Source organism: Roseimicrobium sp. ORNL1 (genome assembly GCF_011044495.1).
In the GTDB taxonomy this organism is placed as follows: Bacteria; Verrucomicrobiota; Verrucomicrobiia; order Verrucomicrobiales; family Verrucomicrobiaceae; genus Roseimicrobium.
Map to the genome: position 1 here is coordinate 6,058,355 of NZ_CP049143.1, position 15,042 is coordinate 6,073,396.

Consider the following 15,042-nt stretch of genomic DNA (forward strand, 5'->3'; position numbering starts at 1 on the left):
AACGAATCGATGGGGTGTACGATCAGGAGCTAAAAGCATCGGAGCGGGTGACAATAAGAGGAATCCCCGCTGGTCCTTTCATGCAATGTCGGCGCAGGATTTCCTGTCGGGCCGGAAAAAAGCCCGGAAATCATACCTCCTCTGGTGGAGCCGCCCAAACGCGAGCGCCGTGACCATGAGGCTGCCGAGTACCACGACCGACCAACCCCGCCCCATCCTGTGAACCAGCACTGGAGCCGGAGCCGAAACCGGCTCAGTGACATTCTCAGACTTCGGCGTCTCTTGAGGCACATTCAGACGAGGGCTCCGGTCTCCCGGCAACAATATCTGCCAGCGAGTTCTGCCATCCGGATCTGGCGACTGGCCCGATGGCGGCACCTCCCACAGCAATGCGCCGAGCTTCGTGTCTGCATTCACATGGAGGCAGACGGCTTCGTCTGTCAGGAGCTCCAGTTCCCACCGTGCCGTGACCCAGCAATGTTCTTCCGCATCATCCTCCGGGCCTTGGACGGAAACAGGCACTGAGTTGTCGGTCCATTCGGCCTGCACGGACCATGCAGGTACGCCAAGGAGCTTGCCTCGGGTAGTGCGACCAGCCCCAGCCACGCCTCCGTTTTCACTGGAGGCGTTCTGAAGATCGAACAAGGTGACCAACGCTTCCCGCGCAGCCTCCTGGGTGGGCACCATCGGATTGCTGAGGCACTCGACAGTCGCCTGCAGCATGACCTTGCCGCCTGAAGAGGGTCTCTCCAGGCGGGCATACACGAGTCCCGTGTCGTGGGCCATCAAGGCTGCGGATTGCAGCAGCATGATGGCGACCACGGCGATGTACCACGTACCTCGCAACTTCACTGCTTCTGATTCCACCGCAGCACGCGACCGTTCTTGTTCCACTCCGTCACCAGGATGTTTCCTGCCGCATCAAAGGTGATGCCATGCGGTGAGGTGACGATGCCCTCGTGCCACTGGGCGGGCTCCACCTTGTTGGTATTAATCTCTGCGGTGGTCTCGTTGGTGCCCAAGGTGGCCACGGTGCGACCCTGCTTGTCCAGCACGCTCACGCGTCCGGCGATTTCCGCGATGCATACATACTCCCCGTGGAACGAGGCCGAAGAAGGTCGGCGCAATCCTGTGGCGTACTCGCCGATGATGTCACCTTCCAGCGTGAGGTGCAGCAGACGCAGGTTCACGCGATCGCAGCACAGGATGCGCGGCTGGTCATAGCGTGGGTCGATGAAGATTTTATGGCAGTTGTTCAGGTTATACGGGGCCACGCGACCGCCGAAGACCTTCTTGAACTTGCCTGCAGCATCGAACACGAAAATCCAGTCGAGGCCATAACCATCCACGGCGTAGATGTCGCCGTTCGGAGCCACATCCACGGACGTGAGCTTCAGCCCCTTGGGTCCACGCTTGTCCTCGGGAAAGGAGGTCGCGGGAATCTCCATGAGAATCTGGCCCTCCAGCGTCGCCTTGATGATCTTCTGTTCACCGAGCACCGCGCCATAGATGAAGTCGTGGTGGATGACGAAGCCATGCAGCGTGCGCGGCAGGTTGGGCACATTGTGGGAATAGGTGCCATCCGGGCGGTACACCTGGATGCCCGGCTTGCTGGTCGCGGCATTGCCGTCTCCATCCACACTCACATAGATGAGCCCCTTGGAATCGACGGCGATCTCACCGTGCGCGTTCCCAATGAACGGCAGGCCCGCCGGCGGCTTCAGCCAGCCAGGCGCGTAGTCATAGGCGAGACCTCCCGCCTGACAGGCCGCCACGGCCAAAAAGTTGCAAATGATAGCAATTAATACGGTGTAATACATCCAGTTGAATGCAGCAGTTTCCATGCGGCGCCACTGGGAATTCCCTCCATGGCAAATTTATCAATCCTTGGATGCGCCGATAATCCAGACCCCTGACGTTTTGATGCACTCACTCGCCATCTATTTCCGCCGGAGGAATTTCCCATCGCCGGTAGTGCGGCGGGATTTCCTTCCCCAGGATCAGCACTTCCAGCGCCTCTTCCACCGTTTTCCCGACGTAGGCCAGTTCATAGTCATCTGACAGATAGGCGTGGCCTGCCGCATCCAGCCAGAGCGAGCCCTCGCCCCAGTACCAGATCACCGCCACGGGAAGGAGATTGGGCAAACCCGAGAGCACCGCCAGGCGCTCGTGGTGCCCGTAGGACTCGTTTACATAGTATGCATTGCAGAAGAGATGCGAACCGATGGTCAGCCCTCCGAACTCCGTGAGGAACCGCGCGCCCACCGGGTGCATGGGAAAGTGGACCCGATTGAGCTCCTCCTCCGTCGCCCGACCAGCAAACCAGCCGGATTTCTCCAGCCTGTACGCAAGTTCTGGGGAGAAGCGTTGCCTCACAGATGCGACTCAACGCAAATTCAGAGCCACCAACAACAACTTTTTGCTCGGGGCGTGTATTTGCAGCACCTAGGAATCGAAGCTCTTCGCGCGCGGCTCGCGATCGATGGTGTCGGCGTCCATGGGGGACGTGACGAAGGGGCCACCTTCCAGCGGGGCGATGCCGGTGAAGGCGATCTCCGGCATTTCGCTGGGCTTGCCGGCGAGGGGGAACTCCTTGCGCAGGGGGAAGAAGGGATACCCCTCCCACATGAGGATGCGGCGGAGATCGGGATGGCCGTCGAACTTGATGCCCATCATGTCGTACACCTCGCGCTCGTGCCAGTTGGCCGTAGCCCAGATGTCCGTCACGGTGGGGACGTTCTGATCTTCAGGCAGCATCGCCTTCACACGCAGATGCGCGTAGTGAGTCATGCCGTACAGCTCATACACCATCTCGAAACGCGGCTCGGTTTCGTAATGGTCCACGCTGGAAATATCCACGAGGTAATCGAAGCCCAGTTCATCGCGGCAATAGCGCAGCAGCGGCTTCAGAGACTCCAGGGTCACGCTGACGTTGTGCTCGCCACGAAACTCCGTGGTGCCGGTGATGGCGGGTCCGAACTTCTCGGTGAGGGCCTTGACGATTTGCGCGGCGTTCATTGAAATCAAATGACGTGCTGCTGCTGCTTAGCTCAACTCCTCCACAAGTTCCTTCTTCTGATCGAGCAGGGCGGATTCGCCTTCGATCTTCTTCTGCAGACGGAAGAAACCTTCCAGAAGTGCTTCAGGACGGGGAGGGCAGCCGGAGATGTACACGTCCACCGGGATGAGGCGGTCGATGCCCTGGAGCACCGCATAGCTGCGGTACATACCACCGCTGCTGGCGCAGGCGCCCATGGCGATGCACCACTTCGGCTCAGGCATCTGGTCCCAGATGCGCTTCACGGCGAGAGCCATCTTATAAGTCACGGTGCCGGCCACGACCATCACGTCGGCTTGGCGGGGGGAGAACCGGAAGACTTCCGCGCCGAAGCGGGAGATGTCATAGCGGGAGCTGGCGGTGGCCATGAGCTCAATGGCGCAGCAGGCAAGACCCATGGGCATCGGCCAGAGGGAGTTCTTGCGCATCCAGTTGATGGCCGCATCCAGCTTGGTGATGACGACATTGCTCTCGATTTTGGAATCGTAGGCAAACGGGGTAACGATGGGCTCGGGTGCAGACATGGCGGCTCCTTGAAGATCATGGTAGTGCCTGCCCGGCGGTGGGCAACCGCTTTGTGAAATATTTCACAAGCAGCTTTCACACGGCATGGCGGAACATGAGCCGCTTTCACCCCTCCCATGAATTCTTTGCCACGCACTCGTCCCTTGCATCCACCCCCAATCCTCCTATGTTGATTGCCCTATTCTCGACATGAATCAACTCGACCAGCTCAAGCAGCACACTGTCGTTGTGGCGGACACCGGCGACTTCGAGGCCATGAAGGCCTACAAGCCCCAAGATGCCACCACGAACCCCTCCCTCATCCTGGCAGCCTCCCAGAAGGCGGAGTACAAAGCGCTGGTCGACAAGGCAGTAACTGACCACAAAGGCTCCTCCCTCAGCGGAGAGAAGCTGGTGGACTCCGTCATCGACGCCATCCTGGTGAACTTCGGGCAGGAGATTCTGAAAATCGTCCCCGGTCGCGTCTCCACGGAAGTGGACGCCCACCTGTCCTTCGACACGGAAGGCACCCTGGCAAAGGCCCGCCACATCATCGACCTGTACGAGAAGGCCGGCACCAGCCGCGAGCGCATCCTCATCAAGATCGCCTCCACCTGGGAAGGCATCAAGGCGGCAGAAATCCTTCAGAAGGAAGGCATCAACTGCAACCTCACGCTTCTTTTCTCCCTTCCCCAGGCCATTGCCTGCGCCGAAGGCGGCATCAAGCTCATCTCCCCCTTCGTGGGCCGTATCCTCGACTGGTACAAGAAGAGCACGGGCAAGGACTACACCGCCACGGAAGACCCCGGCGTGCAGTCCGTGACCGCCATTTACAACTACTACAAGCACTTCGGTTACACGACCGAGGTGATGGGCGCCAGCTTCCGCAACAAGGGTGAAATTACCGAACTGTCCGGCTGCGACCTGCTGACCATTAGCCCGGCATTGCTCGGCGAACTGGCTGCCTCGAACGACCCCATCACGCCGAAGCTCAATGCCGAGGCCGCCAAGTCCGCGAAGCTCGACAAAATCGAGCTGAACGAAAAGTCCTTCCGCTGGCTCTTCAATGAAGATCCCATGGCGGTCGACAAAACGGCTGAAGGCATCCGCAAGTTCGCCGAAGACATCGTGAAGCTGCAGAAGCAGGTCGCCGCGATGCTCTAAGCTGAGTCGAAAACGTCAGATATTTCATTCATCAAAGGGGCTGCGTCCGGTTAGGATGCGGCCCCTTTTGCTGAATATTCATTGTGAGGCTCCACCGGACGGCGCAGATGCGATAAAGCCATTGCCTTCGTCGATGAAACGGTCACAATGGAAGTTCTTCCGCATCGCCGCTCCATGTCTGATTCCCCCGAATCCCCGCCACCGCTCGACTTGTCCGATCTTCGCCTCATGCCCAAGTGGGTATCTGAGTTTGGAAAATCATCGCCTTCACCGGCGGCAGACTATCCCGAAGAGGACACCCGGAGCCGTGATCGGCGCGACGGGAGAGGTCCGAGAGATCAACAGCGACGCAGCTTCGGCGGCGGCAGTGGAGGTGGTGGTGGCACAGGCGGACCGCCCCGTGGTGACCGCAGACCTTTCGATAAACCCCGTGGCCCCGGAGACCAGAATCGTGGTCCCCGCCCGCCCGGTGCTGGTGATCGTCGTGATGACCGCCGCGGAGGCGGTGGTGGTGCAGGTGGCGGCGGAGGCTATCGCCAGGATCGTGGCCCTCGTCCGCAGGGACGCGGTGGTCGCGATGACCGAGACCGCCGTGGTGGCGGCGGCGGCTACGGTGACAGGCCGCGCTTTGAGCAGGCTCCCCCTCCCGTAACAGGACTCAATGTGCAGGTGGAACCCGAAGCCAAGGCCACCGAGGCCATGGCTGCCATGATCCGCACGGCGGGCAAGGCTTACAGTGTCTTCGATGCAGCACGCCTCGTGCTGGCGAGTGGTGATCGTTTCCACGTGCGCTTCAAGATGGCGCCGGAGGTCAACACCAAGCTCTACGCAGTGCCCACGGATGGCTCACTCTGGCTCAGCCGTGAGGAAGCACTCACCCACGTGATCCACGGCGAGGCGATCAGCAGCTTCTACAAGGTCGATGAGATCGAATTGGAAGAGCCAAAAGGCAACTTCACCAGCGTGGCAGTGTGCGGGATGACCGGCGAAATCCTCGGTCCGCCCAGCCATCACAGCTACCAGACGACGCTGCACAAGATCCATCGCGAGCAGTTCAGTCATCTGCCCTTCGAGGACTACAAGCGCCGCGTCCGTACGGAAAGCACTCCGGAAGCTGTGGCCAAGTGGAAGGAATCCCAAAAGCACGGCATGCAATGGACCTGGCTGAAGGGCGAAACCGCCCAAGGCGAGGAACCAAAGACCTTCAAGACGCGGAGTGAGATGGAAGCTCACTTCCGCGCACATCACGCGGACACGCTCGTGGGCGAAGTCTCCGACGCCTCAGTGGCCGGCAACATCCCCAAGCGCCTGCTTTCACCCTCGCTCTACAATCACCTGCGGCGCGCCGTGGATGAAGGTCGCAAGCACCTGCTGAGCACCGCCCAGCAACTCTGCAGCGGCTTTGAGCGGCATGGATTGAAGCTCTTCAAGCGCCGTGGTGGCAAGCTCTGGGTGAGCCGCACCCGCCCGCGCCTCCTTGAGGGCAATGTGGTGCTCTCCGCGCGCATCGCGAAGATGGTGGAGATCATCAAGACGCAGCCTGGCATCCAGGTGAAGAAGCTCATCGAAAGCGTGGCTCCATCCACGGATGCTCCGGTCACTGCAAAAGCAGCGGCCCCCACTCCCGCAGTCGCCGCACCGCTGGCGACCGATGAAGCGCCCGTCGTGAGCGAACCCGCCGTGGTCGCCGAAGCATTCGGCGCGAGTGCCGGTACGGAGCTGCCTCCCATCGAGCCTGCTCCTGAATCCGCTCCTGCTGCTGCTGCTGAGATTTCCACGGAAGCTGAAGTCGCTGAGACTGCTCCAGTCGAGACGGCAGAAGATGCTCCTGTGGAAAAAGCTCCCGCCGCGCAGATTGCCCCGGAACCCGCACCTGCTCCTGCTCCTGCCGTGGTGATTCCCGCGCCTGCCGCAGCAGCTGCTCAACACGAGTGGACCGGTGATCAACTTCACGCTCTTCAGGACCTCCACTGGCTCAACAGCGAAGGTTACGTGATCGAGTACGCTGATGGCGTGGTCTTCCCCGGCGTGACCGAACCCCCGCCGCCGAAGCCGAAAGTTGCTCCCGCTGCCAAGGCTGCTGCTGGCGAATCCGCTGCTGCTCCTGCTGAAGCTGAAGCCGAAGTCCCCGCCGAAGGCGAGGCAGAAGCGTCCGCTGAGGAAGCTGAGGAGATCGCGACAGAATCCGAGCCTCACGGTGAAGCGGAGAGCGAGCTTCTCGAAGTCGCCGCCGAAACCGAAGCTCCAGTGGAAATAGAATCGACTGCCACCGAGCCTGCACCGGAAGCAGCGAGCGACGAAGCCTCATCCTCCGACACGGAAGCTGAAGCCGAGGCAGAAGCTCAGCCTGCCGCAGTCGAGGAAGAGAAGTAGCCTTCTGCGAGAGTCGAGCCCGCGCTATGAGAGTTTGCGTTCCAGCGCAGCCTCCATCGCGCGTTCGACGAGCAGTACCGCGAGTTGCTGGGTGGCATCATCCAGCAACTGATTCGCGGCTTTCAGGGCGCGCGCATCGTGCAGCTCTGCCTGCATGACGTTGCGCACCTCGCTGGCGGCGACTTTGATCTTCTCCACTTCGTCTTCGGGCACGAGGCCAGCACATTGTTCCAGCGCCTCATCCACCGCCTTCAGCAGTTCCTCACTCTTCAGGTGTGCTTCGGTCCAGATGCGCTCGTTCATGTCTTCGAAGGCGAAGTCCACGCTCTCTGCGATCATCTTCTCCACCTTCTCGTCATCCACATCCACGGCAGAGTTTTGAATTTCCAAGATGGTGTCCGTGTTGGTGGCGGTATCGCGAGCCAGCACCTGGAGGATGCCATTCGCATCAATCGCGAACTGCACACCCACCCGTGCGCTGCCCTTGGGCCCCGGTGGAAAGGGCACAGCGATGCGACCGAGCTCCCAGTTGTCCTTGGCCAGTTCGCGCTCGCCCTGCAGCACACGAATGAGCATCTCCTGCTGATTGGCGACCGCATTGGTGAACATCTCCCCGGCACGGCAGGGAATGGTGGAGTTGCGCGGGATGATGATGTTCATCAAACCGCCGAAGGTCTCGATGCCCAGTGAGAGCGGCGTCACATCCAGCAACACCACATTGCGCAAGGCTCCGCTGAGGATGCCTGCCTGAATCACCGCACCCAGACCCACGGCTTCATCAGGATTCTGCGAGACATTGGGCTCACGCCCGAAGATATCCTGCACCACCTGGCGGACGAGCGGCATGCGCGTGCTCCCGCCCACGAGGATCACATCATCCAAATCTGCTGCCGAGAGACCCGCATCCAGCAAGGCACGCCGGCAATGCAGGCGCGTGCGCTCAATGAGCGGCTGCGCGATGGCGTCCAGATCGCTGCGCTGCACGCGCACGGAAAGATTCGCGGTGTCCTGGAAGAACGGAAGCTCCACCGTGAACTCTGCTTCCGCGGAGAGCTTCTTCTTCGCCTCCTCGGCAGCAGCAATCAGACGCGCGTGCTGGATGGCAGAGTCAGAGGGGAGCGCCGATGCGCGGAGAATCCAGTCTGCCAGCGCACGGTCGATGTCGTCACCGCCGAGCTGGGTGTCACCGGCAGTGGCCAGCACTTGGAAGACGCCATCGCGCATTTCCAGAATGGAAATGTCAAACGTGCCGCCGCCCAGATCATAGACCGCGATCTTCTTGTTCTCCTCCAGCTTGTCGAGACCATAGGCGAGCGCAGCCGCGGTAGGCTCACTTACGATGCGCTCGACCGTGAGCCCGGCGAGTTCTCCGGCGCGTTTGGTCTCGTTGCGTTGCGCATCGTTGAAATAGGCGGGCACCGTGATGACCGCGCGAGACACCTCCGTTTCAAGAGCGCTCTCCGCAATGGCCTTCAGATGCTTGAGGATATCCGCGCTCCCTTCTGCGGGCGACTTCCCCAAGGCCTTCAGATCATACGCCGGCTTCCACTCCGCCTCCCCTGCCCTGCGCCCGATGAGGCGCTTCACTGAGGTGACCGTCCGAGTGGGATCGATGGCGCGTTGACGCACGGCTGCCGCCCCCACCGTCACGCATCCATCCGCGGCATAGTGCACGGCAGATGGTGTCAGCCGGGCGCCGTCCGCATCGGCCAGCAAAATGGGAAAGCCACTGTCCACCACACCCACGAGGGAATTGGTGGTGCCGAGGTCGATGCCGAGAATCGGGGATGCCGTTGCCATGTCACAGCTCCCATGCCGTGCCCGAGGCAAAAGCGCAAGTGGCCAAGAGCACCCCGGAGTGCAGGGCTACATCATCGCAAGTAGCCGCTCGCGAATCTGTGTCTGCCATTTCGCAAGGTAGGCCAGCCTGGCTTGGGTGGCGGCGATGTCTTTCCAGACAGTGTCATCGCCAGACTCCAGACGCTCATCAAGCTGGGTGAACCCGGCTTCCATGCCGGTCTTTCTCTCCTCCAACCCAAACCCGATGGTCTCCAGACGCTCGCGCAACACCAGTTCCTCGTTGGTGAGCAGCGCCTTGGCCAGGGCCGAGGCTGCCTTGCTTTTCCGCTCCAGGAGTTTGGCGGAGGCATCCAGCGCGCTGCCGAGTTCCATGAACACAGCCATCATGGACTCATCCAGCGGCACCGTGCGCCAGGCCTTCGCTCCTTCTGGGGCAGCGACTTCGATGAGGTGCTTCAGCCGCTTCTCCGGAAAACGCAGCGTCTCATAGGCTGCATTTACAGAAGATGCCGCTTCCTCACTGCCACCGTGATCCGGATGCGCTGCGCGACTCAGCGCGGCATACGACGCCTGCAATTGTGCAGAATCAATCGCTGTCCTTCTTGGAATCGAAAAAATGGCGAAGGAATCCGGGGTCATGAGTGAGGCAGTGCCGCACCATCCTCATGAGGAGACGCCGTGGCAAGCGCGACCGGAAGGATTATTCATGAAGTACCATTTGCCTGCGGCGGAAGCTGCCACACCTTGCCCCGCGAACCGCTGCACGTGATATGTCCACGACGCATCCATCGGCGAAGCCAGCGTTCACGTCCGGCCTCGTGATCGGACTGGATGTAGGTTCGACAACAGTGAAGGCGGTCGTGGTGGATGCCGCTTCACACGAAATTCGCTGGAGCAGTTACCGCCGCCACGAAACGAAGCAGGTCGCCGCCGCATCGCACATGCTGGGCGAGATCTGCGAGACTTTCTCCCAGGCGTGCGCGAATGAGATGCGCATCTTCGTCACAGGCTCGGGTGGAGGACCTCTGGTGGAGCCTCTTGGCGCAGCCTTTGTGCAGGAAGTGAATGCAGTGACGCTGGCCGTGGAATCGCTGCATCTGGATGCGGGAAGTGTCGTTGAGCTTGGAGGACAGGACGCGAAGATCATCATCTTCCAGAAGGATTCGAAAACCGGAGAAAAGCGCCCGCTGTGCTCCATGAACGACAAGTGCGCGAGCGGCACCGGCGCCACCATCGACAAGTGCATCCTCAAAGCGGGCCTGCCGCGTGAACAACTCGCGGAGCTTCGCTTTGACGCTACAAAACTGCACAAGGTGGCCGCGAAGTGTGGTGTGTTTGCGGAGACAGACATCGTCAACCTCATCAAGTCCGGCATCCCTGCCCCGGAAGTGATTTGTTCACTGGCGGATGCCATCGTGAATCAGAACCTCTCGGTACTCACCCGCGGAAATACGCTGGTGCCGGAAGTGATTCTGCTCGGTGGCCCAAACACCTATCTCCCCTTTCTGCAAGACTGCTGGCGGCTTCGTATTCCTGAGACGTGGACACAACGTGGCATGGCCCTGCCCTCCGAGCGCGCCGTTGAAGAACTGATCACCGTGCCCCAGAACTCGCAATACTACGCCGCCTATGGCGCGGTGTTGTATGGGTTGGACCTGCCGGAGAATGTCGGCCGCTTCCGGGGCATGGATGCTGTGCGTTTACATGCCGCGGCAAGCGAGGCCGGCGGCTCAGGCAAGGCGCGTGGCATTCCACTGGCCAGGAGCCTCGAAGATGCGCAGGCATTCCGGGAGGCCTATGCAGTGCCTAAATTCGAGACGGCAACCTTCCAACCAGGAACGACCGCGCGTGCGGTCATTGGGCTGGACGGAGGTTCCACGTCATCAAAGGCAGTGCTGGTCGATGAATCGGGTACGGTGCTCGCAAAGTCCTACCGACTCTCAAAGGGCAATCCCATCGAAGATTTCCGCAGCCTCCTCACGGACCTCCATGGACAGGTGGTGGGACAGGGAGCGAATCTCGAAGTGCTTGGCTTCGGTGCCACCGGATATGCTGCTGATGTGCTCGAAACAGTCGCAGGCGCGGACGTGAACATCGTGGAGACCGTCGCGCACATGCTGAGCGCACGGCATTTCTTCGGCGAGATCGATGTCATCTGCGATGTCGGTGGCCAGGACATCAAGGTGCTGATGATGCAGAACGGCGACATCCGCGACTTCCGCCTCTCCAACCAGTGCTCCGCAGGAAACGGCATGCTGCTGCAGGCCATGGCGGATCAATTTGGTGTGCCGTTGCGCGAGTATGCGGACACCGCCTTCGCTGCGAAGGGCGCTCCTGTATTCAGCTATGGATGTGCGGTGTTTCTGGATAGCGACCGCGTGAATTTTCAGAAGGAGGGTTACCAGCGGGAAGAGTTGCTCGCGGGGCTCGCGATGGTATTGCCCAAGAATATCTGGCAATACGTGGTGCAGATTCCCCGGCTGGCTTCGCTTGGCACGCGTTATGTGTTGCAAGGCGGCACGCAATACAATCTGGCGGCGGTGAAAGCCCAGGTGGACTACATCAAGGAGCGCGTGCCCGGCGCAGAAGTGCACGTGCATCCCCACTGCGGTGAAGCAGGTGCCATCGGTGCTGCGATTGAAACGCTGCGAATCGTGAAGCGTCGCGGCAGCACCCGCTTCATCGGCATGCAACAGGCCATGGGCATTGCCTACACCACGCGCAATGATGACAAGACGCGCTGCAACTTCTGCCGCAACCACTGCTCCCGCACCTTCATCGACGCCCAGGCTCCAGACGGGCGCAGCAGCCGCTACATCTCCGGGTTCTCCTGTGAGAAAGGCACGGTGGAGTCGAAGGACGCGATGATGGCCCTGCTGAAGAAGCGGAATGCCCTCAAGGAGGAGCATCTCAATCTTCTGGAATATGAGGCCCGTGTGGTCTTCCAATCCGTGTACACGCCACGCGCGCTGCCGGATGCAGGCACGCCTCTAGGTATTAGGGAAACTCAAAAGGCATGGTGGTCGTTCTCGGCCAAACGCATATCCCGGTCCTTCCAGCGCTCGCACAAGGAAGCCATGGATCGTCGCCAGCGACTGCGCATCGGCATTCCTCGTGTGCTCAACCTCTACACCACCGCACCGCTCTTCCGGGCATACTTCGAAGCGCTCGGCATTCCTTCCAAAAACATCCTCTTCTCGCCTGCGACCTCCGAGGAAATGTACCTGGAGGGCGCACGCTACGGCTCCGTGGATCCCTGCTATCCCTCCAAGGTAGTGCAGGCACATCTGCATCACCTGCTCTTCAAGACCCACAACCCACCAGAGTCTCCACTCGACTACATCTTCTTCCCAAGCATCACGCACCTGCCGACGTTCGTCTCGCCAGTGATGGATTCCGCATCATGTCCCATCGTCGCGGGCACTCCCAATGTGATGAAGGCTGCCTTCACCAAGGAGCAGGACTTCTTCGCCTCAAAAGGCACGGAATACGTCGACGGCGCCGTGACGCTCGAAGAGCCAGCCTACTTCAAGCGGCAGATGTTTGAGATGTGGGGCCAGCGTCTCGGCATCACTGAAGACGAGAGTGACTTCGCGGTGGATGAGGGATGGGAAGCGTTGCGCCAGACAAGTCTGGAACTTGAAAGGCGCGGGCTGGAAGTGCTGGAGAAGGTGGAGAGCGAAAACAAGATCGCGCTGCTGGTCCTGGCGCGCCCCTATCATGCGGACCCCGGGATGAATCACGGTCTGCTGGAGGAGTTCCAGGCACTGGGCTATCCCGTGCTGACCATCCGCTCCATTCCCAAGGATCCTGCGTGGCTCTCTCGATGGTTCAAAGAAGACCTGGCATCTGGCAGAATCGCAACCCCTCTCGACATCCGTGACGTGTGGCCGGAGAACTACTCCACCAACAGCGTGCAGAAAGTGTGGGCCGCAAAGTTCGCAGCGCGTCACCCGCACATTGCTGTGCTGGACCTGTCCAGCTTCAAGTGCGGACATGATGCGCCGACGTATGGCCTCATCAGCGACATCATCACCGCCGGTGGCACGCCCTACCTCGCGATGCACGATCTGGATGCGAACAAACCGGCAGGCTCGCAGAAGATTCGTGTAAAGACCTATGCCTACACCCTGCGGCGACACCAGGAGATGCTGGAAGATCGCGCGACGCGAATCGGCGAACTGGAGCGGCGTCTGGCGGAACATCGTGCGCGCCTCATGCATCAGCGCGCGACAGCTCTGGCAGAGCACGGGGATTCATCACGCGAAGACATGGAGCGCGCCTTCCAGCAGTATCTGGAGGAAGAGGAGCCCGTATTCGGCATCAGGGCCGCAGACCTGGCCAAAGAATATCCCGCCATGCCGCCGCACTTCGACCGCACTGCGGATGTGGCACCTCTTCCACCTCAACTGACATTCCTCAGCAAAGCTTCGCCCGCCTCCACCGGATGCGGCAGCAACGGCGGTGGATGTTCCGGTTGTGGCACGGGGTGCTCATCGAAGGCGAATCTCGTGCCCACTCTCAACTTCATCGATTGATTCACTCCTATGATCACGACGACTCATCCTCGTGCTGGCGCTCTGACCCTCGCTGAGATCGAGGAGGAGATGAAGGTCTTCGAACGTAAGGAACGTACGCGACTGGGGCTTGAGGACCAACCGGCCTCGCAATGGCATGATCCCAATCCACAGACCTTCACACGTTCTCAGCGCGAGCACACCACCATCCTGCTCGGCGGACTGACCATCGCGCAGGATGTATTCGTGAAAGCGGGCCTTCAGGGAATTGGTTATCGCATTGAAGTTCTCCCCTGCCCCGACACGAAAGCACTGCACCTGGGCAAGGAGTTTGGGAATCGCGGCCAGTGCAACCCCACCTACTTCACGGTGGGCAACCTCATCAAACGACTCGTGGCCCTGCGCGACGAAGAGAAGGTGCCGGTGCCGGACATTGTCAGGCGCTATGTGTTCATGACCGCGGGAGCGTGTGGCCCCTGTCGCTTCGGCACCTATGCCACGGAGTATCGCAAGGCCTTGCGTGATGCCGGCTTCGAGGGTTTTCGCGTGTTGCTATTCCAACAGCAAGGCGGCTTCAAGCAAGCGACCGGTGATGACGTCGGACTGGAGCTGACCCCCAAGTTCTTCATGCAAATCGTGAAAGCGCTTGTCGCCGGGGATGTGCTCAATGCCATCGGCTACCGCATCCGCCCTTATGAAGTCACCAAGGGTGCAACGGATGCGGCCCTGGAAAGGTGCAAGGAGATCGTGTGCACCGCCTTGCAGCAGCGAAAATCCACCCTGCTGGCGTTGCGTCGCTGCCGGAAGGAACTCGAACGCGTGGAAGTGAACCGTCTGCAGGCCAAACCCAAGGTGATGATCATCGGCGAGTTCTGGGCGATGACCACGGAAGGCGATGGCAATTATCATCTACAGCGCTTCCTGGAAGAGGAAGGCGCCGAAGTGGAGGTACAGGCCGTGAGCGCCTGGCTTCTCTACATGATCTGGCAGGGACAGCGCGACACGCGGCGCCGTCTTGAACTGAAGGAGAAGGATGAGGCAGGCAAGGGACTCGCAAGACGTAATGCGCCCAAACTGCTGCGAGGGCTCTGGCTCGCGGACCACGCGCTGCGCGTGATTTTTCAAACAGCTGCCCGGTGCGTCGGGCTCAAGGGATTCCATCTGCCGGACATGGATGAGATCGGCACACTCGCACAACCATACTACGACGTGGAGCTGCGCGGCGGTGAAGGACACATGGAAGTGGGCAAATTCATTGAGGCCACGAAGGCACGCCGCGCACACATGATTGTCTCTGTGAAGCCCTTTGGTTGCATGCCCAGCTCCGGCGTTTCAGATGGCATCCAGTCGCTGGTGGCGACACGTCATCCCGAAATCATCTTCTGCCCTGTGGAAACGACCGGAGATGGTGCGGTGAATTTTCAGAGCCGCGTGCTCATGTGTCTCTTCCGCGCACGGCGCAAGGCAAGGGAGGAGTTTGCAGCAGCGTTGCAACAACAAGGCACCACCCTTGAAGAGGCGATGAAGAGGTGCCGCGGCGGCAAGGAGTCACTGCATCATGCCAGGCATGTGATGGCAGGTTCCGGTGCAAATGTGGTACTTGCAGAATGCTGAAGCGAAAGCGGC

Annotated in this window: 11 protein-coding genes; 4 read left to right on the plus strand and 7 right to left on the minus strand. The window is 60.5% G+C overall.

All coding sequences use genetic code 11. From position 1 onward, the window contains the following. Positions 1-78 precede the first annotated feature (78 nt). From G5S37_RS24345 to nuoB, 5 genes are all read right to left on the minus strand, one after another. Entirely contained in the window at positions 79-867 is a 789-nt protein-coding gene (locus G5S37_RS24345) for a hypothetical protein (RefSeq protein WP_206026127.1), read from the minus strand. After that, positions 849-1,844 (minus strand): hypothetical protein, encoded by a 996-nt coding sequence (locus G5S37_RS24350; protein ID WP_165207454.1) that lies wholly within the window; start codon positions 1,842-1,844, stop codon positions 849-851. The genes G5S37_RS24345 and G5S37_RS24350 overlap by 19 nt, the downstream gene beginning before the upstream one ends. An 85-nt stretch (positions 1,845-1,929) precedes the next feature. Next, a complete protein-coding gene (locus G5S37_RS24355) occupies positions 1,930-2,376 on the minus strand; it encodes an SUKH-3 domain-containing protein (protein ID WP_165207456.1) in 447 nt (148 codons plus the stop codon). Between the two features lie 69 nt (positions 2,377-2,445). Next, positions 2,446-3,018, minus strand: a complete 573-nt coding sequence (locus G5S37_RS24360; RefSeq protein WP_165207457.1) for an NADH-quinone oxidoreductase subunit C — start codon at positions 3,016-3,018, stop codon at positions 2,446-2,448. A gap of 27 nt (positions 3,019-3,045) precedes the next feature. Next, on the minus strand, positions 3,046-3,582 hold the full coding sequence (nuoB, locus tag G5S37_RS24365) for an NADH-quinone oxidoreductase subunit NuoB (protein ID WP_165207458.1): 537 nt from the start codon (positions 3,580-3,582) through the stop codon (positions 3,046-3,048). Positions 3,583-3,772: 190 nt separating this feature from the next. On the opposite strand from nuoB, the gene tal reads away from it, so the two are divergent. Together tal and G5S37_RS24375 are read left to right on the plus strand one after the other, a co-directional pair. Further along, on the plus strand, positions 3,773-4,726 hold the full coding sequence (gene tal / locus G5S37_RS24370; RefSeq protein WP_165207459.1) for a transaldolase: 954 nt from the start codon (positions 3,773-3,775) through the stop codon (positions 4,724-4,726). Between the two features lie 174 nt (positions 4,727-4,900). After that, complete coding sequence (locus G5S37_RS24375) at positions 4,901-7,099, plus strand: hypothetical protein (protein ID WP_165207460.1); 2,199 nt, start codon at positions 4,901-4,903, stop codon at positions 7,097-7,099. A gap of 24 nt (positions 7,100-7,123) precedes the next feature. On the opposite strand, the gene G5S37_RS24380 is transcribed toward G5S37_RS24375, so the two are convergent. Together G5S37_RS24380 and G5S37_RS24385 are read right to left on the minus strand one after the other, a co-directional pair. Next, positions 7,124-8,899 (minus strand): Hsp70 family protein, encoded by a 1,776-nt coding sequence (locus G5S37_RS24380; RefSeq protein ID WP_165207461.1) that lies wholly within the window; start codon positions 8,897-8,899, stop codon positions 7,124-7,126. Between the two features lie 66 nt (positions 8,900-8,965). Beyond that, a complete protein-coding gene (locus G5S37_RS24385) occupies positions 8,966-9,538 on the minus strand; it encodes a hypothetical protein (protein WP_165207462.1) in 573 nt (190 codons plus the stop codon). Between the two features lie 131 nt (positions 9,539-9,669). Between G5S37_RS24385 and G5S37_RS24390 the strand changes: the two genes are divergently transcribed. Together G5S37_RS24390 and G5S37_RS24395 are read left to right on the plus strand one after the other, a co-directional pair. Continuing rightward, entirely contained in the window at positions 9,670-13,437 is a 3,768-nt protein-coding gene (locus tag G5S37_RS24390) for a BadF/BadG/BcrA/BcrD ATPase family protein (protein WP_165207463.1), read from the plus strand. A 9-nt stretch (positions 13,438-13,446) separates the two neighbouring features. Continuing rightward, on the plus strand, positions 13,447-15,030 hold the full coding sequence (locus G5S37_RS24395; protein ID WP_165207464.1) for a 2-hydroxyglutaryl-CoA dehydratase: 1,584 nt from the start codon (positions 13,447-13,449) through the stop codon (positions 15,028-15,030). The last annotated feature ends 12 nt before the right edge of the window (positions 15,031-15,042 follow it).